The 23,258-nt window shown below is 68.6% G+C and carries 24 protein-coding genes; 10 read left to right on the top strand and 14 right to left on the bottom strand.

Features of this window, described 5'->3' with window-relative positions:
* Positions 1 to 17: 17 nt before the first annotated feature.
* Positions 18 to 392 carry an SHOCT domain-containing protein gene (locus tag AIIKEEIJ_RS27505; RefSeq protein ID WP_006932600.1) on the bottom strand — a complete coding sequence of 125 codons (375 nt, stop codon included), beginning with the start codon at positions 390 to 392 and terminating at the stop codon, positions 18 to 20.
* Between the two features lie 155 nt (positions 393 to 547).
* Positions 548 to 2,356 carry a 2-isopropylmalate synthase gene (leuA, locus tag AIIKEEIJ_RS27500; RefSeq protein ID WP_050034480.1) on the bottom strand — a complete coding sequence of 603 codons (1,809 nt, stop codon included), beginning with the start codon at positions 2,354 to 2,356 and terminating at the stop codon, positions 548 to 550.
* 355 nt (positions 2,357 to 2,711) lie between these two features.
* Between leuA and AIIKEEIJ_RS27495 the strand changes: the two genes are divergently transcribed.
* Positions 2,712 to 3,929: a DUF4185 domain-containing protein gene (locus AIIKEEIJ_RS27495; RefSeq protein ID WP_050034481.1), complete on the top strand. Its 1,218-nt coding sequence runs from the start codon at positions 2,712 to 2,714 to the stop codon at positions 3,927 to 3,929.
* A gap of 15 nt (positions 3,930 to 3,944) precedes the next feature.
* Here AIIKEEIJ_RS27495 and AIIKEEIJ_RS27490 read toward each other — a convergent pair whose 3' ends face one another.
* Complete coding sequence (locus tag AIIKEEIJ_RS27490; RefSeq protein WP_161996967.1) at positions 3,945 to 5,147, bottom strand: low temperature requirement protein A; 1,203 nt, start codon at positions 5,145 to 5,147, stop codon at positions 3,945 to 3,947.
* A gap of 174 nt (positions 5,148 to 5,321) precedes the next feature.
* Here AIIKEEIJ_RS27490 and AIIKEEIJ_RS27485 point away from each other — a divergent pair, with 174 nt between their 5' ends.
* Together AIIKEEIJ_RS27485 and AIIKEEIJ_RS27480 are read left to right on the top strand one after the other, a co-directional pair.
* Positions 5,322 to 6,587, top strand: coding sequence for an aspartate kinase (locus AIIKEEIJ_RS27485; protein ID WP_006932606.1), 1,266 nt, complete (start codon positions 5,322 to 5,324; stop codon positions 6,585 to 6,587).
* 5 nt (positions 6,588 to 6,592) lie between these two features.
* Positions 6,593 to 7,624 carry an aspartate-semialdehyde dehydrogenase gene (locus tag AIIKEEIJ_RS27480; protein WP_161996966.1) on the top strand — a complete coding sequence of 344 codons (1,032 nt, stop codon included), beginning with the start codon at positions 6,593 to 6,595 and terminating at the stop codon, positions 7,622 to 7,624.
* Positions 7,625 to 7,710: 86 nt separating this feature from the next.
* Here AIIKEEIJ_RS27480 and AIIKEEIJ_RS27475 read toward each other — a convergent pair whose 3' ends face one another.
* Positions 7,711 to 8,097, bottom strand: a complete 387-nt coding sequence (locus tag AIIKEEIJ_RS27475) for an SPW repeat domain-containing protein (RefSeq protein ID WP_050034482.1) — start codon at positions 8,095 to 8,097, stop codon at positions 7,711 to 7,713.
* 101 nt (positions 8,098 to 8,198) lie between these two features.
* On the opposite strand from AIIKEEIJ_RS27475, the gene AIIKEEIJ_RS27470 reads away from it, so the two are divergent.
* Complete coding sequence (locus AIIKEEIJ_RS27470) at positions 8,199 to 8,756, top strand: TetR family transcriptional regulator (RefSeq protein ID WP_161996965.1); 558 nt, start codon at positions 8,199 to 8,201, stop codon at positions 8,754 to 8,756.
* Positions 8,757 to 8,838: 82 nt separating this feature from the next.
* Here AIIKEEIJ_RS27470 and AIIKEEIJ_RS27465 read toward each other — a convergent pair whose 3' ends face one another.
* The 3 genes from AIIKEEIJ_RS27465 to couN are packed head-to-tail and all read right to left on the bottom strand — an operon-like array spanning position 8,839 to position 11,131.
* Positions 8,839 to 9,318 carry a MaoC family dehydratase gene (locus AIIKEEIJ_RS27465; protein WP_161996964.1) on the bottom strand — a complete coding sequence of 160 codons (480 nt, stop codon included), beginning with the start codon at positions 9,316 to 9,318 and terminating at the stop codon, positions 8,839 to 8,841.
* Between the two features lie 14 nt (positions 9,319 to 9,332).
* A complete protein-coding gene (couO, locus tag AIIKEEIJ_RS27460; protein WP_161996963.1) occupies positions 9,333 to 10,223 on the bottom strand; it encodes a 4-hydroxyphenyl-beta-ketoacyl-CoA hydrolase in 891 nt (296 codons plus the stop codon).
* Positions 10,220 to 11,131 carry a 4-hydroxyphenyl-beta-hydroxyacyl-CoA dehydrogenase gene (gene couN / locus AIIKEEIJ_RS27455; RefSeq protein ID WP_029547165.1) on the bottom strand — a complete coding sequence of 304 codons (912 nt, stop codon included), beginning with the start codon at positions 11,129 to 11,131 and terminating at the stop codon, positions 10,220 to 10,222. Before couN ends, couO begins: the two co-directional genes overlap by 4 nt.
* A gap of 115 nt (positions 11,132 to 11,246) precedes the next feature.
* On the opposite strand from couN, the gene AIIKEEIJ_RS27450 reads away from it, so the two are divergent.
* Positions 11,247 to 11,696, top strand: a complete 450-nt coding sequence (locus AIIKEEIJ_RS27450; RefSeq protein ID WP_050034484.1) for a MarR family winged helix-turn-helix transcriptional regulator — start codon at positions 11,247 to 11,249, stop codon at positions 11,694 to 11,696.
* Positions 11,697 to 11,735: 39 nt separating this feature from the next.
* Here the strand turns inward: AIIKEEIJ_RS27450 and AIIKEEIJ_RS27445 are convergent, their stop codons facing one another.
* From AIIKEEIJ_RS27445 to AIIKEEIJ_RS27435, 3 genes are all read right to left on the bottom strand, one after another.
* Positions 11,736 to 12,353, bottom strand: coding sequence for an AmiS/UreI family transporter (locus AIIKEEIJ_RS27445; protein WP_006932667.1), 618 nt, complete (start codon positions 12,351 to 12,353; stop codon positions 11,736 to 11,738).
* Between the two features lie 73 nt (positions 12,354 to 12,426).
* Positions 12,427 to 13,545, bottom strand: coding sequence for an acetamidase/formamidase family protein (locus AIIKEEIJ_RS27440; protein WP_037202250.1), 1,119 nt, complete (start codon positions 13,543 to 13,545; stop codon positions 12,427 to 12,429).
* A 297-nt stretch (positions 13,546 to 13,842) separates the two neighbouring features.
* Positions 13,843 to 14,274 carry a MarR family winged helix-turn-helix transcriptional regulator gene (locus tag AIIKEEIJ_RS27435; protein WP_006932669.1) on the bottom strand — a complete coding sequence of 144 codons (432 nt, stop codon included), beginning with the start codon at positions 14,272 to 14,274 and terminating at the stop codon, positions 13,843 to 13,845.
* An 86-nt stretch (positions 14,275 to 14,360) separates the two neighbouring features.
* On the opposite strand from AIIKEEIJ_RS27435, the gene AIIKEEIJ_RS27430 reads away from it, so the two are divergent.
* Positions 14,361 to 15,413, top strand: coding sequence for a substrate-binding domain-containing protein (locus tag AIIKEEIJ_RS27430; protein WP_006932670.1), 1,053 nt, complete (start codon positions 14,361 to 14,363; stop codon positions 15,411 to 15,413).
* A 193-nt stretch (positions 15,414 to 15,606) separates the two neighbouring features.
* Here AIIKEEIJ_RS27430 and AIIKEEIJ_RS27425 read toward each other — a convergent pair whose 3' ends face one another.
* Complete coding sequence (locus AIIKEEIJ_RS27425; protein WP_161996962.1) at positions 15,607 to 16,773, bottom strand: LuxR C-terminal-related transcriptional regulator; 1,167 nt, start codon at positions 16,771 to 16,773, stop codon at positions 15,607 to 15,609.
* Here AIIKEEIJ_RS27425 and AIIKEEIJ_RS27420 point away from each other — a divergent pair.
* Both AIIKEEIJ_RS27420 and AIIKEEIJ_RS27415 read left to right on the top strand, forming a co-directional pair.
* Positions 16,766 to 18,202 (top strand): amidase, encoded by a 1,437-nt coding sequence (locus AIIKEEIJ_RS27420; protein ID WP_072634199.1) that lies wholly within the window; start codon positions 16,766 to 16,768, stop codon positions 18,200 to 18,202. The genes AIIKEEIJ_RS27425 and AIIKEEIJ_RS27420 overlap by 8 nt on opposite strands.
* Before the next feature lie 398 nt (positions 18,203 to 18,600).
* Positions 18,601 to 19,833 (top strand): SLC13 family permease, encoded by a 1,233-nt coding sequence (locus AIIKEEIJ_RS27415; RefSeq protein ID WP_139310938.1) that lies wholly within the window; start codon positions 18,601 to 18,603, stop codon positions 19,831 to 19,833.
* A gap of 89 nt (positions 19,834 to 19,922) precedes the next feature.
* Here AIIKEEIJ_RS27415 and AIIKEEIJ_RS27410 read toward each other — a convergent pair whose 3' ends face one another.
* Both AIIKEEIJ_RS27410 and AIIKEEIJ_RS27405 read right to left on the bottom strand, forming a co-directional pair.
* Complete coding sequence (locus AIIKEEIJ_RS27410; RefSeq protein ID WP_238406601.1) at positions 19,923 to 20,252, bottom strand: hypothetical protein; 330 nt, start codon at positions 20,250 to 20,252, stop codon at positions 19,923 to 19,925.
* A 124-nt stretch (positions 20,253 to 20,376) separates the two neighbouring features.
* On the bottom strand, positions 20,377 to 21,021 hold the full coding sequence (locus AIIKEEIJ_RS27405; protein WP_161996961.1) for a dihydrofolate reductase family protein: 645 nt from the start codon (positions 21,019 to 21,021) through the stop codon (positions 20,377 to 20,379).
* 195 nt (positions 21,022 to 21,216) lie between these two features.
* Between AIIKEEIJ_RS27405 and AIIKEEIJ_RS27400 the strand changes: the two genes are divergently transcribed.
* Both AIIKEEIJ_RS27400 and AIIKEEIJ_RS27395 read left to right on the top strand, forming a co-directional pair.
* Positions 21,217 to 21,804, top strand: coding sequence for a DUF6578 domain-containing protein (locus AIIKEEIJ_RS27400; RefSeq protein ID WP_338021023.1), 588 nt, complete (start codon positions 21,217 to 21,219; stop codon positions 21,802 to 21,804).
* Positions 21,805 to 22,034: 230 nt separating this feature from the next.
* On the top strand, positions 22,035 to 22,700 hold the full coding sequence (locus AIIKEEIJ_RS27395; RefSeq protein WP_072634139.1) for a GAP family protein: 666 nt from the start codon (positions 22,035 to 22,037) through the stop codon (positions 22,698 to 22,700).
* 91 nt (positions 22,701 to 22,791) lie between these two features.
* On the opposite strand, the gene AIIKEEIJ_RS27390 is transcribed toward AIIKEEIJ_RS27395, so the two are convergent.
* The coding region (locus AIIKEEIJ_RS27390; RefSeq protein ID WP_161996960.1) for a TetR/AcrR family transcriptional regulator at positions 22,792 to 23,258 on the bottom strand (467 nt) is incomplete at its 5' end.

The following is a 23,258-nucleotide window of genomic DNA, read 5'->3' as shown; positions in this document are numbered from 1 at the left end:
TCCCCCCGGGGGCGGCGTCAGGCCAGTGCCTTGGCCTTGAGGGCCTGGTATTCGGCCTCGGTGATGGTGCCCGCGTCGAGCAGGGCCTTGGCGTCGGCGATGTGCTCGGCGGGGGACTTGCCGGCGACCTCGCGGATGTAACTGTCCTGGGCCTGCTTGACCTGGGCGTACTCCCGCGCGGAGCGCTCGGCCATGCCCTTGCCGTTGACGATCAGATAGATCAGGGCGGTCAGGAACGGCAGGAAGATCAGGAAGACGATCCAGATCGCCTTGATCCAGCCGGACTGCTGGTGGTTGCGGAACAGGTCCCCGATGATGGAGAAGAGCACCATCAGGTACGCGATGAACGCGAAGCTGACGATGATGAACCAGATGATGTCCCAGAAATCCATGTGACGCTCCCTTTCGTGGGGCACGTGCGGAGACGGATCCGAACCGAGATTCGCCCGGCCGACAAACGGACACGCGGCGGCACTCCTGCGAAAGAGTACCGCCGCGTTCGTCCGAATTCGCGCCGTTTGCCGCGGTGTTCGCGGGACCGGAGGGCTCAGTGGGCCCGGTTCACCGCCGAGACCACCGCGCGCAGCGACGCCGTCGTGATGGACGGCGCGATTCCGACACCCCAGACCAGGGCCGAAACCCCGTCGGGGCGGGTCACGTCCGCCTCGACGTACGCGGCCGCGAGGGCGTCGTCACCGGCCGACATGGCGTGCTCGGCGTAGCCGCGGACCGCCACCTGGTAGCCCAGGGTCTCCAGGGCGTCGACGAAGGCGGCGAGCGGGCCGTTGCCGGACCCGGTGATCTCCTGTTCCTTGCCGTGATACTTCACGACCGCGGTGACGGTGTCGGTGCCGTCGTCGGTCTCGGCCGCGGCGACCTTCTGCCGGATCCGCTCGAGCGGGGTGATCGGGGTCAGGTACTCCTCGTGGAAGATGTCCCACATCTCCTTGGGGCTGACCTCGCCGCCCTCACCGTCGGTGACGCGCTGCACCGCCTGCGAGAACTCGATCTGCAGCCGCCGGGGCAGGTTCAGGCCGTGGTCGTGCTTCATGATGTACGCCACGCCGCCCTTGCCGGACTGCGAGTTCACCCGGATCACGGCCTCGTAGCTGCGGCCGACGTCCTTCGGGTCGATCGGCAGGTACGGAACCGCCCAGGTCAGGTCGTCGACGTCGGTGCCCGCCGCGTCGGCGTCGGCCTTCATCATGTCCATGCCCTTGTTGATGGCGTCCTGGTGGCTGCCCGAGAAGGCCGTGTACACCAGGTCGCCGCCGTAGGGGTGCCGCTCGGGCACGGGCAGCTGGTTGCAGTACTCGACGGTGCGGCGGATCTCGTCGATGTTGGAGAAGTCGATCTGCGGGTCCACGCCGCGGCTGAACATGTTCAGGCCGAGGGTGACCAGGCACACGTTGCCGGTGCGCTCGCCGTTGCCGAACAGGCAGCCCTCGATGCGGTCGGCGCCGGCCTGGTAGCCCAGTTCGGCCGCCGCGACGCCGGTGCCGCGGTCGTTGTGCGGGTGCAGCGACAGGATGATCGAGTCGCGCTTGGCCAGGTTGCGGTGCATCCACTCGATCGAGTCGGCGTACACGTTCGGCGTGGCCATCTCGACCGTCGCCGGCAGGTTGATGATCACGGGGTTCTCGGGGGTCGCGCCCAGGGTGTCGACGACCGCGTCGCACACCTCCTTGGCGTACGACAGTTCCGTGCCGGTGTACGACTCGGGGGAGTACTCCCACCGCCAGTTCGTGTCGGGGTGGTTCTTCGCCTCCTCGAGTACCAGTTCGGCCGCGTCGGTGGCGATCTTCTTGACCGTGTCCTTGTCCGCCTTGAACACCACGCGGCGCTGCAGGATCGACGTCGAGTTGTAGAAGTGGACGATGGCCGTGTGGGCCCCGGCGCACGCCTCGAAGGTGCGCTTGATCAGCTCGGGGCGGGCCTGCGTCAGCACCTGGATGGTGACGTCGTCGGGAATCGCGTTGTCCTCGATGATTTCTCGGACGAAGTCGAAATCGGTCTGGCTCGCCGACGGGAAGCCGACCTCGATCTCCTTGTAGCCCATGCGTACCAGCAGGTCGAACATGCGCCGCTTGCGGGCGGGGCTCATGGGGTCGATGAGCGCCTGGTTGCCGTCACGCAGGTCCACGGCGCACCAGGCGGGGGCCCGGTCGATGACCTTGTCCGGCCAGGTGCGGTCCGGCAGCGTGACCGGCTCGACCTCCTCGGCGAACGGCCGGTACCGGTAGGTCGGCATCGAGGAGTTCTTCTGCGTGTTCCACGCCGGCTGATCGGCGGGGGCGGGCTTGCTCGGCGGCGTGATAGTGCGCGAGCCGGAGGTGAATGCGTCGGCGGGTGACATGACGTAACTCCAAAAAAAGGGGACCGGTGAGTCCGGATGAGGATACGACCGGCGCGACCACACCCCGCGACGGGAAGCCGGTCTGGTCAGATCCCGCCGCGGCGGCCGAGGAGAAGCGCGCGCTGCATGCCAGGCAGTGTACTCGCTCGCCCCCGCCGGAGCCCACCCGGGATGCGGGGATTTCGCTGCCGGGGCCGGGCGGAGCAGGCCGTACGAACGTGACCCGATCGATACGGAGGGCGCTGTCGCGAGCCCCGTCGATCCAATACGTTGACCTCATTCGTCACACAGACACCATTGGTCACAGGAGTATCAGGGAAGACGCGTTTCGGTCACCCGGCCGGGAGGAGGGCTCATGAGGGCGGTCCGGTCGGCGACGACGTTCTCCTCGGCGCTGCTGCTCGCGCTCGGCTGCGCGGTGCCGTTTGCCGCCACCGCTCAAGCGGAACCGTGCGGGGGCTCCGGGTCCGGAAGCAGCGGCTTCGGCAGCAGCAACCCCGGTGCCGGGACGCCGCAGGGACCGCTGCCGACGATCACCTCCGGGCCCACCCGCACCGTCGCCTGGGTCACGGGACCGCGCAGCCCGAACCGGACCGACACCCGCTTCTCCGTCTCGGGCACCGACCTGGGAATCATGTGGGACAACGGCGGGACCGGCCCCGGCCGGCAGGTGCTCGCGGCCTTCGGAGACACCTTCGGCGACTGCTCGGTCGAGGGCGACGAATGGCGCCGCAACATCCTCATGCGCAGCGGCGACACCGAGCTGTCGGACGGCATCGCCGTGCCCGACCCCCGACCCGGGGATCGCTACTCCGGGGCGCCGGTGCTCTCCTCCGACCCGAACTTCGCCCGCGAGGTCCTCGGCAGCGTCGGCATCGACGGGGTCGAGACCACCGTCGTGCCCACCGCCGGCATCTCGGTCGGCGGCACGCAGTACATCAACTTCATGTCGGTGCGCGCCTGGGGCGAACCGGGCGAATGGTGGACCAACGCCTCGGCCGTCGCGTACTCGACCGACAACGGTGAGACATGGACCGTCGACCCCGCCACCGCGCGGGTGAACACCCCCGTCGAGGTCCCCGGCGTCCAGCAGCTGGCGACGGGCAACAGCAACTTCCAACAGCACGCGTACGTGAAGCACGAGGGCTACGTCTACGACTTCGGCACGCCCGACGGGCGCTTCGGTCCGGCCCACGTCTCGCGCGTGCCCGAGGCGCAGATCCGCGACCTCACCGCCTACGAGTTCTGGACCGGCACCCACTGGATCCTCGGCGGGATCGATGCGGCGGTCCCCGTCGTCGACGCCCCGGTCGGCGAGATGTCGGTGCACTGGACCGGCAGCACCTTCGTCCTCCTCTACGGCAACGAGGAACGCGGGCAGATCGAGATGCGCACGAGCGCGCGCCCGGAAGGCCCGTGGAGCGCGCCGCGCGCGGTCGTCACCGGCGCCCAGATCGGCGGCCTGTACGCGCCGTACATCCATCCGTGGTCCAGCGGCAACGACCTGTATTTCGTCGCGTCCCGCTGGAGCGACTACAACGTCATGCTGCTGCGCACGACCGTCGCGGGATGAGCCGCCCGTCCGGTCTCAGCCCCCGTGACGGATCGTCTCGCGCGGCTCGGCGTAACGGACGGTCTCGTACCCGATGAGGACGAGCAGCACCGCCACCAGGATGCCGAGGGTCGCCAGCGCCGGGACGTGCCCCACCACGGGAAGGAGTGCGAGCAGGACGACCGCCGTCGTCGCCCGGGGAACCTCGACGCGACCGGTCGCGTAGGCGCGGAAGAACACCAGGGCGAGGAGATAGAGCGCGGCCCCGCCGTACAGGCCGGCCAGCGGCCAGCCCTGGAGGGGATCGGTGAGCCGATGATGGTTCCCGTCCCCGACGTAGGCGAGGATCTTCTTCAGGCCCAGCGAGAGCATGACGATTCCGATCACTATCGGCAGGTGGGCGTAGCTGTAGCAACGCTGGGCGATCCGGATCAGCCGGGTCCCGGTCGCCGCGTCGAAGACCTTCTCGACGGCCAGGGACGTGACGTCGAAATACGCCCACCACAGCAGCGCCGAGACGGACAGACCCAGCAGTGACGCGACGATGATCGCCCAGGAGATCGGCAGCGCCGCGACGCCGATCCAGATCGAGACGATCGACTCACCGAGGGCGACGATCACCATGAGTCCGTGCCGCTCCGCGAAGTGGCTCACCGAGCGGAGCCGCCACCCGGTGCCCCCGGCCAGGGTGCCGAGGTAGTCGCCCGCCAGGGCGAGGATCCACAGCACCGTCTGCGCGGGTCCGGACAGCTGCGAGGCGATCAGCAGGAACGCCGTTCCCGCCAGCATGCTCGGAAGGAATCGGAGCACCTGCCGCCGCAGCTGCGGATCGTCCCGGCTCAGGACGAGGAACGTCGACAGGTGGATCAGGCGCACGGTGAAGTAGCCGACCGCGAAGATCACCGGTCCGTCGAGGCCACCCGGCATGTCGTCGAACGCCTCGGGAATCGTCAGGGCGACGACGAACACGGCCCCCATCGCGGCGAACATCACCACTCGCATGAGGCCCTCGTCGGCGCGGGCGAGATTGCCCAGCCACGAGTAGCCGACCCACACCCACCACAGCACCGCCATGACGAGGGCGGCGCGCAGCACGTCGACGCCGCTGGTGTCCACCGCCATGAGGTCGGTGACCCGGGTCAGGGCGAAGACGAACACGAGATCGAAGAACAACTCGATGGGGGAGGCGGAGGAACGTTCGTCCACCGCTCGGACCTGCAGGCGTCTGCCGATGCTCACGCCGGAGATGCTGTCACCACCCGAGACCGCTGTCACGCCCGACGGTTCCGGCCCTCGCCGCAGGCCGGGAGCGGCGGCTGCCGGGTGCCGGGGCAGGTCGAGCCCCGTCCCTCCAGGCCGCATCGGTAAGCTGATCCCCTGGACTTGCACCCAAGACCCCGGAGGTTCGCCAGCGTGGCACTCGTCGTCCAGAAGTACGGAGGATCCTCGGTCGCGACGGCCGAGCGGATCCGGCGCGTCGCTGAACGGATCGTCGAGACCAAGAAGGCGGGCAACGACGTCGTCGTCGTGGTCTCGGCGATGGGCGACACCACCGACGAGCTGCTCGACCTCGCCCAGCAGGTGTGCCCGGCGCCGCCGGCGCGGGAGATGGACATGCTCCTCACCTCCGGTGAGCGGATCTCCAACGCCCTGGTCGCGATGGCGATCCACTCGCTCGGCGCCGAGGCGCGGTCGTTCACCGGCTCGCAGGCCGGCGTGATCACCACGAGCAGCCACGGCAACGCGAAGATCATCGACGTCACCCCCGGCCGCGTCCGGGCCGCGCTGGACGAGGGCAGCATCGTCCTCGTCGCCGGCTTCCAGGGCGTGAGCCAGGACAGCAAGGACATCACCACCCTCGGCCGCGGCGGCTCCGACACGACCGCCGTCGCCCTGGCCGCGGCGCTGAACGCCGATGTCTGCGAGATCTACACCGACGTCGACGGCGTCTTCACCGCCGACCCGCGCATCGTCAAGGACGCGCAGCGGCTCGAGAAGGTCTCCTTCGAGGAGATGCTCGAGCTCGCGGCGTGCGGCGCGAAGGTGCTCATGCTGCGCTGCGTCGAGTACGCCCGCCGCTACAACGTGCCCGTGCACGTTCGTTCGTCGTACACCACCAAGCCCGGCACCATCGTGTCCGGATCGATGGAGGACATCCCCGTGGAAGAGGCTCTGATCACCGGCGTCGCGCACGATCGCGGCGAGGCCAAGGTCACCGTCGTCGGCCTGCCCGATACCCCCGGTTACGCCGCGAAGGTGTTCCGTGCCGTCGCCGACGCCGAGATCAACATCGACATGGTGTTGCAGAACATCTCCAAGGTGGAGACGGGCAAGACCGACATCACCTTCACCCTGCCCAAGGGCGACGGCCCGCGCGCCGTGGAGCTGCTGAGCAAGCAGCAGGAGGAGATCGGCTTCACCCAGGTGCTGTTCGACGACCACATCGGCAAGGTCTCGCTCGTCGGCGCCGGCATGAAGAGCCACCCGGGCGTCACGGCGAAGTTCTGCGAGGCCCTCGCGGGTGCGGGCATCAACATCGACCTCATCTCCACGTCGGAGATCCGTATCTCGGTCCTCGTCGACGACACGGAACTCGACGACGCGGTGCGCGCCCTGCACGCCGCGTTCGAACTCGGCGGCGAGGAAGAAGCCGTCGTCCACGCCGGAACGGGACGGTAATCGCTGTGACCACTCTCGCTGTCGTCGGTGCCACCGGACAGGTCGGCATCGTCATGCGCACCCTGCTCGAGGAGCGCAACTTTCCCGCCGACAAGGTGCGGTTCTTCGCCTCGGCCCGCTCGGCCGGCAAGAAGCTGCCGTTCCGCGGTGAGGAGATCGTCGTGGAGGACGCCGCGGCGACCTCCGACGAGGACCTGAAGGGCATCGACATCGCCCTGTTCTCCGCCGGTGCGACGCTCTCGCGTGCCCAGGCGCCGCGGTTCGCCGCCGCCGGGGCGGTCGTGGTCGACAACTCCTCGGCCTGGCGCAAGGACCCCGAGGTGCCCCTCGTCGTGAGCGAGGTCAACCCGCAGGAGGCGAAGAACCCGCCGAAGGGCATCATCGCCAACCCGAACTGCACCACCATGGCCGCGATGCCGGTCCTGAAAGTGCTGCACGACGAGGCCGGCCTGCAGCGGCTGATCGTCTCGAGCTACCAGGCGGTCTCCGGCAGCGGCATCGCCGGCGTCGAGGAACTGCTCGGTCAGGCCCGCGCCGTCATCGGCGACGCCGAGAAGCTCGTGCACGACGGCAGCGCCGTCGACTTCCCGGCCCCGGACAAGTACGTCGCGCCGATCGCGTTCAACGTCCTGCCGCTCGCGGGTTCGCTCGTCGACGACGGCAGCGGCGAGACCGACGAGGACCAGAAGCTGCGCAACGAGTCCCGCAAGATCCTCGGGCTGCCGGATCTGCTGGTCTCGGGTACCTGCGTGCGTGTGCCGGTGATCACCGGTCACTCGCTGTCGATCAACGCCGAGTTCGAACGTCCCCTGTCGGTGGAGCGTGCGAAGGAACTGCTCGCGAACGCCCCCGGCGTGCGCCTCGTGGACGTCCCGACGCCGCTGCAGGCCGCCGGTCAGGATCCGTCGCTGGTGGGCCGGGTCCGGCAGGACCCGGGCGTGCCGGACGGTCGCGGACTCGCGCTGTTCGTCTCGGGGGACAACCTGCGGAAGGGCGCTGCCCTCAACACCATTCAGATCGCCGAGCTGCTGGTGTAAGTTCATCCGCCTCGAGATGGTCACCGAGGGGGAGGTTGTCGCGACATCGATCGAGTGATGTCGCCGACAACCTCCCCCTCGGCGTTTCAGCGGGCCGTCGACGCATACGTGCGTCGTTCCTCTTCCCGGGTCGCCGCCGCGACGTCGGCGGACTCGTCGGCGAGGTACGCGGCGCCGCCGACGAGCATGATCAACGCCCCCGCGATCCACGCGGTCCAGGCCGCGCCGTCGCCGGCGAACTGCCCGATCCACGGCGAGATGAACAAGATCAGGCCGACGACGGACAGGGACCAGTGGTCCTTGGTCGGATCCCGGGCGATCAGCGACCACAGGGCGTAGATCGCGGCGATGGCGCCCAGTCCGAGAGTGACCCCGGAGCCGACGGGGGTGGTGTCGAACCATACCGATGCGGTCATGGTGACGATGCCCAGGATCAGGGCGATCGCTCCGGCCGACGAGTTCGAGATCTTCATGTGCGTCCCTCTCTTCGAATCGCTACATGTTGCGTAGCTACATATAGTGTAGCGATATTGTAGGATTGTCGTAAGTCGAGACAGCGGACAGGAGGGGGCGCGTGCGGCAAGGTGAGGGGACTGCCACGCCGGAGGAACGCATCGCCGACGCCGTGCTCGAGCTGCTGCGTCGCAAGGGGCCCAAGGCGGTGACGATCGAGGCCGTGGCCGCACACACGGGCATGGCCCGCACCACCATCTACCGCCGCTACCGTGACCGGGACGAGATGCTCACCGCGGTGATGGAGCCGATTGCGCGGCCCGCGCCTCCCGCGCCGGATGCCACCGCGCACCAGGTGCTGACGTGGCTGGCCGAGCAGTCCCTCCGTTCGGTCGACGGGGGCGTCGGCTTCGGCGGCCTTGCTGCGCTGGTGACCGATGCGGATCCCGCGTTCACCGGTCTCATCCGCTCGGTGCTCGTGCGCCACCGCAGCACCTTGACCGAGGTCGTGCGACACCACATCTCGCGGGGACTCGTGCGAGCCGACCTCGACGTCGAAACATTTCTGGACTGCATCGTCGGTGCCTACTTCGCGGAACGGGCCCGGAGCGGTGACATCGACGCCGACTGGAACGAACGGGTCGCGCAGACGCTGCTGCCCGCGTTCGTGCAACCGTGAGCCGTCCTGGAACGAGCGAATGTACCCTTCCCTCTTGTAGATCGACGGAAGGGTACATTCGCTCGGCTGCAGGCGGCGGCCGCTAATCGAACATGCGGTAGACCGCCTCGACGACGACGGCGGGCCGCTCGCTGCCCTCGAGCTCGATCATGCCGTCGATCGTGATCTGCACGCCGCCCTTCGGCAGCTTCTCGAGCGACTTCAGCGTGGCGTTGAGGCGGACCTTGCTGCCGGCCGGAACGGGGTTGGTGAAGCGGACCCTGTTCAGACCGTAGTTGACGGCCATGGTGACACTGTCGACCTTCAGGACCTCGCTCCACATCGGGATGATCAGGGAGAGCGTCAGGTAACCGTGGGCGATGGGCCCACCGAAGGGGCTTTCCTTCCTCGCCCGCTCGACGTCGAGGTGGATCCACTGATGGTCGTCGGTGGCGTCGGCGAAGGTCTGGATCCGGTCCTGCTCGATCGCCATCCACGAGCTGACGCCGAGCGGCTGCCCGACGAATGCCTCGAGGTCGGCCAGGGTGGCGACGTGGGTGGTGGAGGTGGCGGGGATGGTCATGGGGCCTCCTGTGCTCAGCGCTTGATGCCGAGAACGCGCAGTGCGTTCTGCTTGAAGATCATCGGGGCGATCTCGGGTTTGATGTCGAGAGTGGCGAAATCGTTGCGCCATCGATCCACTTGGATGACGGGGAAGTCGGAGCCGAACAGCACCTTGTGGCGCAGCATCGTGTTCGCGGCCTTGACCAGTTGCGGCGGAAAGTACTTCGGCGACCAGCCGGACAGGTCGAGGTAGACGTTCGCCTTGTGGGTGGCGATGGAGATCTGCGCGTCGACCCACGGTACAGCGGGGTGGGCCATGACGATGGTCAGATCGGGGAAGTCGGCGGCGACGTCGTCGAGCAGCATCGGGTCGGAGTAGCGCAGCTTGATGCCGTGCCCGCCGGGCAGCCCCGCGCCGATGCCGGTCTGCCCGGTGTGGAACAGGGCCGGCACCTGTGCCTCGACGAGGGCCTCGTACAGCGGGTAGAAGCGCCGGTCGTTGGGCTCGAAGCCCTGCATGCTCGGGTGGAACTTGAAGCCCTTGACGCCGTACTCGTCGACCAGGCGGCGCAACCGCTGGACGGCGGCCTTGCCCTGCAGGGGGTCGACGGAGCCGAACGGGATGAGCACGTCGTTGTTCTCGGCGGCGAACTCGGCGATCTCCTCGACCGAGTTCGGGGCGTGCCCGGTGGCCGACTGCGCGTCGACGGTGAACACGACCGCGGCCATGTTCCGCTCGCGGTAGTGCTCGGCGATGGACTTGATGGTCGGGGTGCGTTCCTCGCCGGACTTGAAGTACTTCTCCGACGCGGCCATCAGTTCGTCGTCCATGGACCGGTGGCCGCAGCCGTCGATCTCGACGTGGGTGTGGATATCGAGGGCGTCGATCTTGTCGAAGTCGATGCCGTACTCGTAACGGCTCACTTGGCGAGCACCTCCTCGGGGAATTCCTCGCCGACGGACTCGACGCGGTCGGCGAACACGATGGGCCACTGGGCGGCGACGTCGTCGGCGGAGAAGCCGCCGTCGTGGAAGGCGGTGGCGGTCAGCTGCGGGTGCGACCACAGTGCGAGGCGATCCCCGCCGACGGAGAACGCCTGACCGGTGATGGCGGCGGCGTCGTCGGAGGCGAGGAAGGCGATCAGGCCCGCGACGTCCTCGGGGGTGCCCATGCCGACCTCGCGGCGGATGACCGCGGGCAGCTCGCCGGTCTGCTTCATCTGTTCGATGTAGGGCGCGAAGATCGGCACGGTCTCGGTCATCGCCGTGACGGCGACGGGGCACACGGCGTTGGCGGTGATGCCGGCGCGCTGCAGTTCCATCGCCCAGGTGCGGACCATGCCGACGACGGCGGCCTTGGCGCCGGCGTAGTTGGTCTGGCCGAAGTTGCCGCGCTGGCCGGCGGGGGAGCCGATGGCGATGATGCGCCCGCCCTCGCCCTGCTCGCGGAAGCGCAGCACGGCCTCGCGCACGCACGTGAAGGTGCCGCGCAGGTGCACGTCGATCACGGCGTCGAAGTCGTCGTCGGTCATCTTCCACAGCACCTTGTCGCGCAGGATGCCGGCGTTGGTCACCATCACGTCGAGGCGGCCGAAGTGCTCGACCGCGGCCGCGACGAGCTTCCTCGCCGTCTCTGTGGGGCCGACGGGGGCGACCACGGCGACGGCGCGTCCGCCCGCGGCGGTGATCGTCGCGACGGCGGCATCGGCGGTGGCCCGGTCGACGTCGTTGATCACGACCGCGGCGCCGTGACGGGCCAGCTCGGTGGCGTAGGCGAGGCCGAGGCCCTGTCCGCTACCGGTGACGACGGCGACTTTGTTGCTGAGGTCCACGAGATCCTCCGTTGCTCGAGCTGATGTACTCCCAATCACATAGGAACATCTATTATTGAAAAAGTCAACGATTGAGGAACTGTTACCCTGAGGGTCACGACGAAAGGCTGTCGGAATGGAACGTCGACGCGTCCTCGAGGACGACCTGGGATTTCTGCTGACGCGTGCCAGCGCGATGGTGGTGCGATCGGTGAACGAGGCCCTCGCCCCGCTCGGGCTGCGGGTGCGCCCGTACACGGTGCTCTCCCTCGCGTGCGACGAACCCGCCGGTGTGGCGCAGCGCCGCATCGCCGCGGACATGGGACTGGATCCCAGTCAGATCGTCGCGATCGTCGACGAACTCGAGAGCCGTGGCCTCGTCGCGCGCACCGCGGATCCGGGCGACCGGCGCAACAAGCTCATCGTCGCCACCGACGAGGGGCGAAAGCTGTGCGACGAGGCGCGCCGGCTCAGCGAGGAGGTGTCGGACCGGCACTTCGCCGGCGTGAACCCGGCTCTTCTCACCGAAATGCGCAATGTGCTCGGCCGCATGGTTTTTCCCGAGTCGGTGAACTCGGTCTCCTGAACGGCCGCAAGCCGCCTCGCCGACGGCGCTGGGTGCATGTCAGCCTTGCCGGGCAGGAGTCGACGCATCGATCGATGCCGGACGGGTGACCAGCCACAGCGCCGCCACTACGGTGCCCCCGAGTGCGGTCGCGGCAAGAGCGGCGGCGGCGGAATCGATCCACAGTCCGGCAAGTGCCAGGCCTGCCGGAACAGCCGCGGTCAGCACCCCCTCCGTGATCGCCACGGCACCGGTGAAGCGGGTGAGTTCGGTGCGGCCGAGAGCCAGGACCAGAAAGAAGAGCAACCAAAGCCCGGCCCAGGCCAGCCAGAATACGACGAAGAGCCGGCCGCCGTCGTACCAGGTGCGGGCGGCAAACCCGACCGCGGCCACCGCAACGAAGAGGGAGAACCAGCCCAACCCTTCCGGAGGCCATCCCGTCGCAGCGTTGATCCCGACCCACAGGTACGTGAAGCCGAACAGGTAGAGACCGGCTGCCCCGGCGATTGCGGCGCCGCCACCGTCCGTGGTGACGATCAGGACGGTCGGGATCACCACCTGGAGGGTGCCGACGCACAGGTTCAGCGGCGCAGCGGCGCGGGCGGAGATCCGCCCGAGAAGCATGATGCCGTTCACGATCAGGACGGCACCGACGTAGAACAATCCGACATCGGTCATCTGCGGTCGCTTTCCGCCGAGGCGCCCGCGGTGCCGGGGCGTCCGAGCATCCCGGCACCGCGGACCCGTCGACTTACTGGGGGAGGATGTCCTTGTCGAAGATGTCGAGCGGAATCTTCAGCGTGACAGCCGCGTTCGGAATGTCGACGATGCCGCCGACGTGCATCTCGCACGGTGCGACGCTGATGATCGTGTACGCCTGCTCGGGCGCGTAACCGAACTTACCGAGGTAGTCGATCGCCTGTTCGACGGCGTCGACCGCGGCCATGGTGGTATCGATGTACTTCTGCTCCCGGCCGCGCGCGGACAAACCGGTGAACGACAGGTACCGGGTACCGAAGTTCGGGTCGACAGGAGAGGGTCGCAGCATCGGGTTCCGCACCCCGTACTTCGCCATGCCACCCTTGATCAGGTTGAACCGCAGCCACGTGGACCCATCCATTTCGATGGCGTTCCAGGTGATTTCACCATCGCCCTCGGCGAAGTGAAGGTCGCCGCACGAGAAGAGCGCCCCCTCGACGAAAACCGGGAAGTACACCCGCGAGCCGCGGGAGAGGTTCTTGATGTCGAGGTTGCCGCCGTTCTCTCGGGGCGGCACCGTGCGCGCCGCCGTGGCGGCGACCCGCGCCCATTCGTCGCCCTCCAGGGTGCGCAGCACCGACGTCGCGATCGCGTCCTCCCGCGGGCCGGCCAGGCCGTCGGCGATCAGCGGATCCTCCCGCTCGTTCCAGATCTGCAGCAGCTCGTGCGACGGCGCCACGCCGATCACACCGGGGTGGCTGATCGCGGGGATCTCCACGCCCGGGATCTGCCGGCTCGTCGCGAACAGACCGTGCAGGTCCCACACCGTCTTGAAGCCTCGAGGGAACCAGCTCGCCAGTGGTCCGCCCATTCCGGGCAGGATGTTCGAGTATCCGATACCCGAGAGCGGCTGCACGTCCAGAACATCGACCACCAGTAGGTCGCCGGGCTCGGCGCCGTTGACGTAGACCGGTCCGGCGATCGGATGGGTACGGGTCAGGTCCAGATCCCGGATGTCCTGGTCCTCGTCGGCATCCTGGAGCTGGTAGTCGTCGTAGCCGGGGGTTTCGAGGATCACCTCGTCACCCGGATCCAGTTCGTGCAGCGGCGGAATGTCGGGATGCCAGCGGTTGTGCCCGAGCTCCTTCTGCTCGGCAAGGGGGACGCCCACCTCGCAGCAGAATCTCGGAACGCCGAGATCGCGGTTGGGGAAACGGGATACGCCCGAGCGCGTGAAGTCCACGTCGGCTCCGAGCGAACGGGGGAGAGCAACATCGCTTGACATCTGTCCGACCTCCAATGGGGGATGTGCGTGGTGCGGCTCACAATTTACTTCCATTTGGAACTGTGTCAAGTGGAAGTAATCTCGGAGCGGACGCCGCTACCTCCGTGCGCAGGGGTGCGTGGCGCGCGAGGAAAGCTGCCGCGCGGCACGCGGCAGCATCCGTGAGTTACACGGGGGCGACGGTCAGCGAGTGGTGAGCTTCTCCAGAAGCGTTCCCAGTTCACGCAGCTCCGCAGGCGCGAGCGGGGCGAACGCGTCCGCGAGCGCGGCGGTCACCGCCGGGGCGAGTGCACGATGACGAGCGATGCCGCGGGCGCTGAGGCGGACCATCATGCGTCGCCGATCGTAGGAATCCAAGGTCCGGTACGCCAGCGCGGCGTCGACGAGCCGATCGACCGTCCGGGTCAGGCTCGGCCCCGGGATGAGGGTGACGGCGGAGATCGCACTCATCGTGGCCTCTTCCACGGAGGCGAGGTGGTCGACCACCCGCCACTGGTCGAGGGTGAGATCCGACCCGGTGAGGGCGCCCCGCACGGCCGCGCGGACCAGGGCGGCCGCCCGATCGACCGCCAGCGTATCCACCATGACCGCGTCGTCCCGATCGGCCTGCACCATGGGCACCCCTTGCTGAGACATCGTTCCGAACGCAATACTTCCAGATGAATATTCCACCGCGCGTGCAGCGGCCGCAAGGAGGCTCGATGATGTCGAGGAGCTATCGCATCGGACTGGTCATTCCACTGCGCGGGCCGGGCGGAATCTACGGTCCGTCGTGTGAGGCCGTCGCGAACCTCGCCGCCGCGACCCTCAACGACAACGGCGGCATCCTCGCCCGCGAGGTGGAAATCGAGGTGATCGACGCGAGCCTGCCCGCGCCGGAGCTTCGCGCCGAGATCGCTCGACTGCTGGCCGCAGACCGCATCCACGCGGTGACCGGCTGGCACATCTCGACGGTACGCGAGCAGCTCTCCTCGGTCCTGGCCCACCGGATCCCGTACGTGTACACCTCCCTCTACGAGGGCGGCGAGTCGCGTCCGGGCATCATCTGTTCCGGTGAAACCCCGGGCCTGCAAATCGGTCCCGCGTTGCGATGGCTGCGGGAGCACGCCGGCATCCGGCGGTGGACGGTCGTCGGCGCCAACTACGTGTGGCCGCGACGGACCGTCCCCGCCATTCGCGCCTACTGTCACGAGCTCGATCTGCAGGTCGTCGAGGAGATCTACGTCGACTACGGCACCACCGACTTCTCCCGGGTGCTGCCGCGTATCGAAAAGAGCGGCGCCGAGGGCACCGTCATGTTGCTCGTGGGTCGTGACGCAGTCGCGTTCAACCGGGCGTTCTGCGGGCGGGGTCTGCATCAGCGGCTGTTGCGGTTCAGTCCGCTGATGGAGGAGAACATGCTACTGGCAAGCGGGGCGGACGCTACCGAAAACCTGTTCGTCGCCGCGAGCTACTTCACATCACTCGTCACCGCGTGTGCGCAGGATTTCATGTCCGCCTATGTCCGTCGGTTCGGTCCGGGCGCACCACCGCTGAACAACGCCGCCGAATCGTGTTACGAGGGCGTGACCACTCTCGCCGCGCTCACCGCCGCGGCCGGATCCAACACGATCGACGAGATCCTCCGTCACTCGGGCACATTGAGCTACGACGGCCCCCGCGGGTCGGTGCACGCCAGCGCCGGGTTGATGCACCAGGACGTGCACATGGCCGTGGCCGACGGGTACGAATTCGACGTCGTGGCCACGCTCTGACGCTCCTGCTCCGGGCGCAGGACTCCCGATGGTCATCAGCACAGGAGACCAGCCGGACAGATGCCATGCCTCGGTTCGAACAGGACTGGAAGCACATGCATTTCCGCGGGGATCCCGGGGCGGAGCAGGAACACACCGGCCGGTCCCACGGCGCCTCGGCGAGGATCGGACTCAGCGAGGCCATGGGCCGTGGTCACGACGCCGGCGCGTTGCCGGTGAGGACTGGCGGCGCGGCGCGGTCGACGAGCCGCAGCTTCCACTCGGCAGCACGCACGGCTGCAACCGTGCGGTTGGCGGCGCCGGTCTTGCGCAGCACGTGCTCCAAGTGGGTGGACACCGTCGACGGGCGGATTCCCAGCTCCCGACCGATAGCGGTATTCGACGCGCCGTCACGCACCAGGCCGAGCACCTGCAGTTCCCGCACGGTCAGACCGTCGGGCGGTGGCACGACACGCGCCCGCACGAGGACCCCTCCGCCGCGGGCGGGCGCTAGGTGGGCGTCGTAGACAATGCCGGTGGCGATGAGCAGGTAGTCGGCGGCGCGCCCGCGGCGACGCACCTCGGCCGCGACCGCACGCAGCCCGTCGCCCGCGGCTACGAGCGCGGCGGCGGCGGGCTCCGGGGGCGCGTCGAGGGGGCGGTCGATCGCGCCGGATGCGGCGACAACGAGCACGATCCCGCGCCCCGGATCTCGGTCAGCGGGGCCGGGCGCGGCAGCCGGGTCGACGACGCAGGCGAGGTCGGCGGCGAGCAGCGCCACCATGACCAGGTCTTCCCGATCGAACACCCGTCCACCGGCAGCGCTCAGGTTCAACATCCCCACATAGCGCCCGTCGGGGGCAAACAGGCATTGGCTGAGTCCGTCGGTGTACTGCTGCGGCACGATGACCTCGTCGAAGACGGGACCGTGGCGCAGCCGCGGGGGCACCGTGCACAGCTGCTGCGGCAGGCGCCGGCCGAGCATGTCGTCGAACAGCGGGTGGCGGGGCAGAAAGCGATTGATCGCGTCGACGATCGGCCGCGGGTAGCCGAGGCTGGAGGCGGTGCGGTGGCACCCGCGCGCCGCGTCCCAGCGAGAGATGGCGCCATGCGCGAACGGCACGCACGCGGACAGCTCGAACAGGACGCGAGCTGGGTCGGTCGGGTTGTCGTCGCGGGCGAGGCGTGCACTCAGTGCCAGCGCGGCCGCGAGGCGTTCCGTGTCGGCGCGGGACATGAGGTGATCATCCCCGGCGCGTCGCGCGTTGGCCAGGGGCATCGTTTCGGCGTTCGCGCATCGGTCGTTCGGCCGATGTTGTGTTACGGGCGTCACCCTACTGTCGGGCCGTTCGTTCCCCCGAATGGAGATCACCGTGGACATCAACGACTACACCGCGCACGACGCAACCGGCCTGGCCCGCCTCATTGCTGACAGGCAGGTGAGCCCGGCCGAGGTGCACGACGTCGCGGCGCGGGCGATAGACGCCGTCGATCCGGTTCTCGGCGCAGTCGCCGGCGAACGGTTCGCCACCCCGCTCGACCACAGCAGCGACGGCCCGTTCGCGGGCGTACCGTTCGCGATCAAGGACCTCATCGCGCACGCGGCCGGCGTCCCGCAGCGCAACGGAAGCCGGCTGTTCGGCGACGGTCTCGTGCCCGCGGAGGACACCTATCTGATGGCGCGTTTCCGCCGCGCGGGCCTGGCCACCATGGCCGTGACCACTACGCCGGAGCTGGGGTTCAACGCGTCGACGGAGGCGGCCGCCGCGTACGGGCGCCCCACTCGCAACCCGTGGGACACCGACCGCAGCCCGGGCGGGTCGAGCGGCGGGTCGGCGGCGCTGGTGGCGGCGGGTGCACTACCGATGGCACACGCCAATGACGGGGGCGGGTCGATCCGGATCCCCGCCGCCGCGTGCGGGCTGGTAGGCCTGAAGCCGACCCAGGGCCGCACCACCCCCGGACCCGAATACGCCGACCCGCTCATGGGCCTGGGCATCGAATTCGCGGTGACGCGCACCGTCCGCGACAGTGCCGGGCTGCTCGACGCGGTGCACGGCAGTGAGCCGGGCGATCGGTATCTGCTCCCGGCGCCCGAGCGCCCGTTCGCCGAGCTGGTCGGGCAGGACGTGCGGCCGTTGCGGATCGCGGTGTGCACCACCCCGTATGACCCGTCCCGCGCGGTCGACCCGCAGTCCGTCGCCACGGTGCAGGAGGTGGCGGCAGTACTCGAGCGACTCGGCCACCACGTCGAAGAGGCGGCCCCGCGTATCGACGCGCAGACCTTCGACGACGCGAACTTCACCGCCTGGTGCAGCTTCCTCGCCGACGGCGTCTACGCAACCGCAGAATTGCTGGGCGTCACCCCCAGCCGCGAGCACCTGGAGGCGACGACGCTCGAGTGCGCCCGGTACGGCGCGATGCTCACCGCGCGCGATCTGTACGCCGCCGACCGGGTGTTCAACACGGTGCGCCGCGAGGTGGCACGCTTCCTCGGCGAGTACGACGTGCTCCTCACACCGACGACCGCGCAACCGACCGTCCCGCTCGGGCACCTCGACGCCGACAACCCGGAGCTGGACGCGCGCGGATGGTACGACCGCATCTTCGACTACGGAGCGTTCACCTCGGTGTTCAACACCACTGGGCATCCGGCGATCTCGCTGCCGCTCGGGCAGTCCGCCGAGGGCTGGCCGGTCGGGGTGCAGTTCGCCGGGCGCTACGGAGACGAGGCGACCCTGCTGCAACTGGCGGGCACGATGGAGCGGGCGATGCCGTGGGCGCATCGCCGTCCTCGCGTCCACGCCTGACCGGCGGCGGCCCCGGTGTCGAGGCGCGAACCGGGGCCGCCGCTCGCACGCCGCGAGTCCGAGCCGGCGAAAGACCTGGGTGCGACGGTGCCGGGCCGGTTCCACGCGTCTCTTTCGGTGAACCGCCCTCGATCCGCCCCGTGGCCCCCATAGTCGTGGGTGCGCCGTTCGGGCATGCCCTGACGGCGCACCAGCGCTGACCCCGGCTCGTTGGTGGAATGGGCAGGGCGGGGCGAAGGTGCAGGGCGCAGCGAGACCGCTTGTGCCGCTGCCGAGGCGAGCAGGACCTCCGGCAGGGAACATGCCGGCTTGCTCCTGTCGGCGCGCCGTTTCTGGACGTTCATCGCGTGCTCGGAGTTCGGTGCCCGAGCATTTCGTGCGCTGGCACTATCGACCTTGTGGTTGCTGTAGCGGTGGCGATGCTCGCCGGGGTGCTCGTCTTCGCCGTGATGCGTCCGTGGGGACTGCCGGAGGTGTTCGTGGCACTGCCGGCCGCGGCCGCAGTCGTCGCATTCGGCGTCGTAACCCCGCACGAAGTAGAGCAGCAGCTGCGCACGCTGTTCCCGACCGTTGCGTTCCTCGCCGTCATACTCGTGCTCGGGCATCTCGCCGACGCGCTCGGCGTGTTCGCGTGGGTGGCGTCGGTTCTCGTCCGGCGCGCGAATCACGACCCGCGACGTCTGCTCAACGCCGTGTTCGTCACCAGCGCCGTCGTGACCGCCGTGCTCAGTCTCGACGCCACCGTGGTCCTGCTGACGCCGATCGTCCTGCGGGCCGCGACGGCGCTGCGGATGTCGCCCCGACCGCACGTCTACGCCACCGGGCACCTGGCGAACTCGGCGTCGCTGCTGATGCCCGTCTCCAACCTGACGAACCTGCTGGCCTTCACCGCTACCGGACTCACATTCCTGCACTTCACTGTCCTCATGACGCTGCCGTGGCTCGCGGTGGTGCTCGTCGAGGGTCTCGTCTTCCGGTGGTTCTTCGCGCGCGACCTCGCCTCGTTGCCACCGCTGCAACCCGACCCGATACCGCCCGTGCACGCGCCGCGTTACGCGCTCGGGATCGTCGCCGCCACCCTCGTCGGATTCGCGGCGACGGGGCCGCTGGGGATCGAACCCGTGTGGGCGGCGGCGATGGGCGCGGCGGCCCTTGCCGTCCCGGCCCTGCGGCGGCATCGCACCACCCCTCGGCGAGTTCTCGCCGCCGCCGATCTGTGGTTCTGCGTGTTCGTCTTCGCGCTGGCCGTCGTTGTCGCCGGCGTCTCGTCCGGCCCCGTCGGCGACGCGTTGGCGAACGTGCTGCCCACCGAGCCGAGCCTCGGGGCGCTGCTCGGGGTGGCGGCCGCAGCCGCGGTGGCCGCCAACGTCGTCAACAACATTCCCGCGACGTTGATGCTCCTCACCGCTCTGGGCCCCGGGGCCCCGCCCGCTCTGATCCTTGCTGCGCTGCTCGGTGTAAACCTCGGTCCGAATCTCACCTACGTCGGTTCCCTCGCCACGATGCTGTGGCGACGTCTGCTCGAAGGCTCCGCCGGCCGTCCGGACCTTTACACCTACACCCGGCTCGGCGTGATCACGACGCCGCTCACCCTGGTCGTCGCGGTTCTGGCGCTGTGGATCGTCACCTGACTCCGCGTCGGACCTGACCGACCACCTCGGCGCAACCTCCGGGTCGAACTCGTTGCACGGTGCAGCGTCCCGGCTCCGGCGACCAGCCCTCAGCGGTGAACCGGCGGCACGTCCCATTGCTCCAGCCGCAGACGGGCGGCGGGAATGACCCCGGGAAAGTAGTAGTGGCCCTCCGGAGACTCGACCAGATCCTCGGCATCGATACCGTGGACCTCCCACACGTCGACCGCGCCGCCGGTGTTGTTCATCTGCACGAACCAGTCCCGCTCCCACTCGCCGGCGCAGAGGAAGCAGCCCTGCTCCTCGGGCCGTCGGCTACCGGCGATACCGGGCGCGGCATCCATCCGATTCCAGTCCAGGCCGTATCGCGAGATGGAAGCACGGTTGAGCACGGAGGTGACGTGGTAGCGGACAGCCATCCGCCGACGGTATCAACGACGAACTATCCCCGGATAGTAGATTTTTTCGGAACCCCTGGATATGGAACGCCGCATACCGGACTCGGCTGAGGTGACTTCGATGCGAGAAGTCCGTGCCCGGGTGTCACCTTCGCCAGAACAGGTGGTGCGTCACGCCGCTCGGGCTGGGCACGACCTCGAGATGGAACCGGTCGAGTAGCTCATCGGGTGACTCCCAGAGTCGTACTCCGGATCCGAGCTGCACCTGCGAGACTGCCACGTGCATGGTGTCGACGAGGTCGGCCTCGAGAAACTGCCGGATGGTGGTAGCCCCGCCACCGAGTCGGACATCCTTGCCCCGCGCCGCCTCTCGCGCCCGCTCGAGGACCGTGGCCGGGTCGCCGTCGACGAAGTGGAAGGTGGTGTCGGAGAGGGTGAACGACGGGCGCGGGTGGTGGGTCAGCACGAACACCGGGGTGTGGAACGGGGGTTCGTCGCCCCACCATCCGCGCCACTCGTGGTCGTGCCAAGGCCCGCGTTGGGGACCGAACTTGTTGCGGCCCATGATCTCGGCACCGATATTGCGGGCGTAGTCCCGCGTGAAGTAGTCGTCGAGGCCACGGCTGCCGCCAGGGTCTGTGCGCATGGGCCAGCTCGCCGTCGCGCCGGCCCACGCGAACATCTCGCCAGGGTCGGCGTGTCCGAACGGCCTCTCGAGGCTCTGGTGTACACCGGCCCCGAAGCCGTCACACGAGACGGTGAAGTTCTGGACTCTCAGCAGCTGATTCACTCGGTTCCTCCCGCACTCTCGATGAGGATGATACGGAGCTTGAGACTCCATGGGGTGGACAAACTCATCGGTGGGGTGGCAATCATCCGAAATTCGGATCACTTCGAGAGATGATGGGAGGAACATCCGGGGAACAGAGTTCCTTGTCGGGGCGTCGGCCGCCCGGCCATTGTGATCGCAGGTGACACCGGGTCCGTGGCCGTCGTGCCGCGGTTCGTCGAGTACTCGAGGCATGAGATGCACAGGTTCGCCGAACCGACCCCCGTCCCCAGCAGTGTCGACATCATCGTCGTGTTCGTCGAAGACTGGGAGATCGAATGCTGCGGCACCGCTCCCGTCGTCGGAGACGACGCGACGTGGACGCTGACGTTCGTCGAGACGAACTCCGATCGAGGTAGAGCGTTGCCGGCCGGTGCCCGCTGGAACCGCGACAGCAAGATTGCCACCGCCGGTGGTGTTGAGGCGTACTGGCCCAACCCCGAGAACTCACGGACTGTCAGCGCGCGAGGGTACTTCTCGGCGACATGCCACGGCGGAATCGTGCCCGGCGGGATCAGCCCCACCACCGGACACGTGCTCGGTCTGTACTTGAAGGGCATGGAGTGCCGGCGGACAGTCGGGATGTGGCAGCCGGTCCCCGGCACCCGGATCCTTCGGCGCACTCATCGCAGCCCGACGTGGTTCACCCGCGACCTCGACACCACGGGACGGATCGAGACCGGTGTGCTGATGGAGGTGGCGGTGCCGCGCCGATGGGCAACCGACTCGCAGCGATCCGGTTGAGCGCTGCGCACCGCCGAATGGGCGAACCGATGCGCAGGATGGCCGAACGAGGGCGAGGCGTGCTCGATACGTCGTTGGAAGGGCAGCCGTCCCGGTACGGGCCTGGTGGCTGCACCTGCGCACAACCCCCTTTCCTCAGGGACCGGAGAAGATCGCGTGCCTGTGCCGTCCCCACCGGATGGCTGAGGCGACTACCCTTCGTCGATGATCGGTGCTCCGAGGAGTGACTCGTGACAGGCGCGATCGGGCAGTCCCTACCGATCGCGGTCGGCCTGCTGCTGGCCGCGATGCCGATGGTGATGCTGTCGGTGCTCCTGGTCACCAAGCGGCCGGTGAGCGTGTCGTACGCCTTCGTCGGTGGCTGGGTTGCGGGCCTGCTCGTCGTGGGCGCCGTGGTGCTCGCGGTGGCGGATGTGATCATGCTGGCCGACGAGCCCACCTGGTGGGCCGGTGCTGTGAAACTCGCGCTCGGGATCGTGCTGGTCCTGATGGCTGTCCGGAAGTGGCGGGCGCGTCCGCAGGCCGGAGAGGAGTCCACCGTGCCAGGGTGGATGGCGGCCGCACAGACCATGACCGCTCGACGGGCTCTGCGTCTGGGGTTTCTGTTTGCGGCGGCGAATCCGAAGAACCTCGCCCTGGTCGCGGCGGGCGCAGCGGTCATCGCGGACGCGACTGCGCGGGTGCTCGAGCAGGTCGTGGCGCTGGTTGTCTTCACGGTCGTGGCGAGCCTGGGCGTGGCCGCCCCGGCCGTGGTTCGGGGCGTGTTCACCGACCGCGCTGATCGCGCGCTCGCCGTGGCCGATGAGTGGATGACCCGGCACCACGCGGCGATCATGGCGACAGTCCTTCTGGTCCTGGGCCTGGTTCTGATCGGCAACGGTATAGCTGGGCTGTGAGCCGCCGACCTTGGCTCCTCGGGACCTCAGGAACATTCCCGATCCCGATACGAGCGACATGAGTCCGGAAGCGACACGCGAGTGTGGAGTGTCAGTCCAGCATTTCCTTGAGATAGGCGGTGATCATGGCCGTCAGCTGGTCCGCGATGACGTCCGGCTCGATGGGCGGCTGATCGAGCACGTAGCCGACCGCGACGTTCTCGACGGTGCGGACGAGCATCCACGCGATGGCCTCGGGATGCTCGATCGGGCGCCGGCCGGGATTGAAGCGCAGCCACATGGCCAGCAGCGCGTCGATGCGGTGTTCGAACGCGACCAGCCGGCTGTCCGGCGTGCGGGGGAGTTGCTCGATGAGCACGCGCAGCAGGCGGGGGTTCTCGCCGAGTGCCTCGAGCAGCACCCGCATGTTGGTTCGCACCGATTCGGTCCAGGTGGGGGCGTCGAGCGCACCGGTGAACACGTGCGAAATGCGAGCTTGCACCTCCTCGGTCCAGCGGTCGACGACTTCGGCCACGATGGCGTCCTTGCCGGGGAAGTACTGGTACAGCGATCCGGGGC

The sequence above is a fragment of the Rhodococcus sp. YH1 genome, from assembly GCF_009939605.1.
In the GTDB taxonomy this organism is placed as follows: Bacteria; Actinomycetota; Actinomycetes; order Mycobacteriales; family Mycobacteriaceae; genus Rhodococcus; species Rhodococcus aetherivorans.
Note: the sequence above shows the minus strand (reverse complement) of the source record. Positions and strands in the feature narration are given on the sequence as shown.